At 63.8% G+C, this 3,150-nt stretch carries 2 protein-coding genes; both read right to left on the reverse strand.

The genetic code is table 11. The features are described from left to right. The coding region (locus tag R3280_RS16395) for an acyl-CoA dehydrogenase C-terminal domain-containing protein (RefSeq protein ID WP_318999682.1) at positions 1-1,693 on the reverse strand (1,693 nt) is incomplete at its 3' end. 170 nt (positions 1,694-1,863) lie between these two features. After that, the coding region (locus R3280_RS16400) for an acyl-CoA dehydrogenase C-terminal domain-containing protein (protein ID WP_318999683.1) at positions 1,864-3,150 on the reverse strand (1,287 nt) is incomplete at its 5' end.

Genomic DNA, 3,150 nt, shown 5'->3' on the forward strand with positions numbered 1-3,150 from the left:
AGCGGGCGGTCTTGAGCTTGCCGGTGTAGAAGCCGGAGCTGTCCCCTTCCGCCCTGGGGGCGGCGCTTTTGACCATGCGGGCCCAGAGGTAGGCCTGTGCGGTGAGGCCGAACAGGTCCAGGTAGTCCACGGCCGCGGCGCCCACTTCCGCCGGGTTCTCGGCGGAGACCTTGATCACATGCTCGGTGACGTCGCTCAGACGCTCCAGTGCGGCCGCCAGTCGTGGCAGGAACTCCGCCAGTGCCGGGTCGTCCTGGTTGCTGGTGATGAACTCCGCGATCTCTTCCGCGAACAGCTCAAAATAGCGGCCGTTGTTGGCCACGATCTTGCGACCCATCAGGTCCATGGCCTGTATGCCGTTGGTGCCCTCGTAGATCTGGGCAATGCGGGTATCCCGCACCAGCTGCTCCTGGCCCCACTCACGGATATAACCGTGGCCGCCGAACACCTGCTGGCCGGCCACGCAGGCGTCCAGGCTGCGATCCGTGAGGAACGCCTTGGTCACCGGGGTCAGCAGGGCCACCATGGCGTCCGCCTTCTCACGCAGCTGCTCGTCCTCGGTGAACTTGGCCTGGTCCAGCCACTGTGCCACGTAGGTGACAAAGGCACGGCCACCTTCGTTGAAGGCCTTCATCTTCAGCAGCATGCGGCGCACATCCGGATGCACCAGTATGGGGTCCGCCACCTTGTCCTTTTCCTGGGCGCCGGTTGGGGAGCGACTCTGGAGACGCTCCTGGGCGTAGGCCAGTGCGTTCTGGTAGGAGGCCTCGGCGGTGCCCAGCCCCTGGATGCCCACACCCAGTCGCTCGTAATTCATCATGGTGAACATGGCCATCAGGCCCTTGTGGGGCTCACCCACCAGCCAGCCACGGGCGCCGTCGAAGTTCATGACACAGGTGGCGGAGCCCTTGATGCCCATTTTCTTCTCCAGTGAGCCGCAGGAGAAGGCGTTGCGCTCACCCAGTGAGCCGTCATCGTTCACCAGGAACTTGGGCACCAGGAACAGGGAGATGCCCTTGGGCCCTGGCGGGGCGTCCGGCAGCTTGGCCAGCACCAGGTGGATGATGTTCTCCGCCATGTCGTGCTCGCCCCAGGTGATGAACATCTTGGTGCCGGAGACACGGTAGCTGCCATCGTCCTGTGGCTCCGCCTTGCTGCGGATAATGCCCAGGTCGGTGCCGGCGTGGGGCTCGGTGAGGTCCATGGCGCCGGACCAGCTGCCGTCGTACATCTTCGGCAGATAGCGCCGCTTGAGCTCGTCGCTGCCATGGGCGTGGAGGGCCAGGCAGGCGCCGGCGGTGAGCATGGAACACAGGCCGAAGGCCATGTTGGCCGCCTGGTTCATCTCCTCCACCTGGGCCACCAGTGATTTGGGCATGCCCATGCCGCCGAATTCGGGATCTCCACCGAGACCGACCCAGCCCCCTTCCGCCAGGGTGCGGTAGGCTTCACGGAAGCCCTCCGGGGTTTTCACCACGCCGTCCTGCAGCTGACAGCCCTGCTCGTCCCCCACCCGGTTCAGCGGCGCCAGAGTACCGGCGGCGATCTTGCCCGCCTCTTCCAGTATGGCATCCGCCGTGTCCGGGTCCACGGTCTCGCTCAGACCGGGCAGCGAGGCCCACTGGGCCGGCGCGTCGAATACTTCATTGAGCAGGAAGCGCATGTCCCGCAGTGGGGCCTGATAGTCCGCCATGACAAGATCCTCGTGGTTGGGGTCAGATTTCGTGGGCGTATTTTACACGTTTGCGAACGAATTCTCAGTCTGAAAACAAAAAACCCGCACCGTTACTGGAGAACGGTGCGGGTCAGTGCTGACTTTTTTCTGTCAGGCCCCGCAGAACAGGGCCTTTCCAGTGAGGGACATCAGAACATGAAATGCTCTTCCTCGATGTCCATCAGGGAGTCGGCACCGGCGGTCATGGCATCGGCGTGTGCCTTGGCCCGTGGCAGCAGGCGCTGGAAGTAGAAGCGCGCTGTCTGCAGCTTGGCCTTGTAGAAGGCCTCTTCGCTGGTGCCCTCGTCCAGCTTGCGCTGGGCCACTTCGGCCATGGCGGCCCAGAGGTAGGCGCTGACGCCGTAACCGGAGTACATCAGGTAGTCGTAGGCGGCGGCGCCCACTTCTTCCCGGTTCTTCATGGCGGACATGCCGATCTTCATGGTGATGTCGCCCCACTCCTTGTTGAAGGCGGCCAGTGGCTCGACAAATTCCTTGATCTTGTCGTTGCCGGACTGCTCCTTGCAGAACATGTGCACCCGCTTGGTAAAGCGCTTGAGGGCTTCACCCTGGGTCATCAGGACCTTGCGGCCCAGCAGATCCAGCGCCTGGATGCCGGTGGTGCCTTCGTAGATGGTGCCGATGCGGGCATCACGCACGTTCTGCTCCATGCCCCACTCGGAGATAAAGCCGTGGCCACCGAAGACCTGCATGCCCAGGTTGGCGGACTCGTTGCCCATCTCGGTCAGGAACGCCTTGGAGATGGGGGTCAGGAAGCTGAGCAGCTCGTCGGCTTCCTTGCGCTCTTCCTCGGACTCGGCCTTGCCGGCAATGTCCGCCTGCTGGGCGGCAAAGTACACCAGAGCACGGCCGCCTTCGGCGATGGCCTTCTGGGTCAGCAGCATGCGGCGCACGTCCGGATGCACGATGATCGGGTCGGCGGCCTTTTCAGGGGCCTTGGGACCACTGAGTGAGCGCATGGCGAGACGGTCACGGGCGTATTCCAGTGAACCCTGGAAGCCCAGCTCCGCCGCACCCAGACCCTGGATGGAGGTGCCGATACGGGCGATGTTCATGAAGGTGAACATGCAGTTGAGGCCCTTGTTCTCGGGACCCACCAGGAAGCCCTTGGCGCCGTCGAAGTTCATGACGCAGGTGGCGTTGCCGTGAATGCCCATCTTGTGCTCGATGGAGCCACAGCTGACGGCATTGCGCTCACCCGGCTCGCCGTTCTCGTCCGGCAGGAACTTGGGGACCACAAACAGGGAGATGCCCTTGGTGCCCTTGGGGGCATCCGGCAGTCGTGCCAGCACCAGGTGGATGATGTTGTCGGCCATGTCGTGCTCGCCGGCGGAGATGAAGATCTTGGTGCCGGTGATGGCGTAGGAGCCGTCGGACTGGGGCTCGGCCTTGGTGCGCAGTGTGCCCAGGTCGGA

The organism is Marinobacter sp. (genome assembly GCF_033722195.1).
Taxonomy (GTDB): domain Bacteria; phylum Pseudomonadota; class Gammaproteobacteria; order Pseudomonadales; family Oleiphilaceae; genus Marinobacter.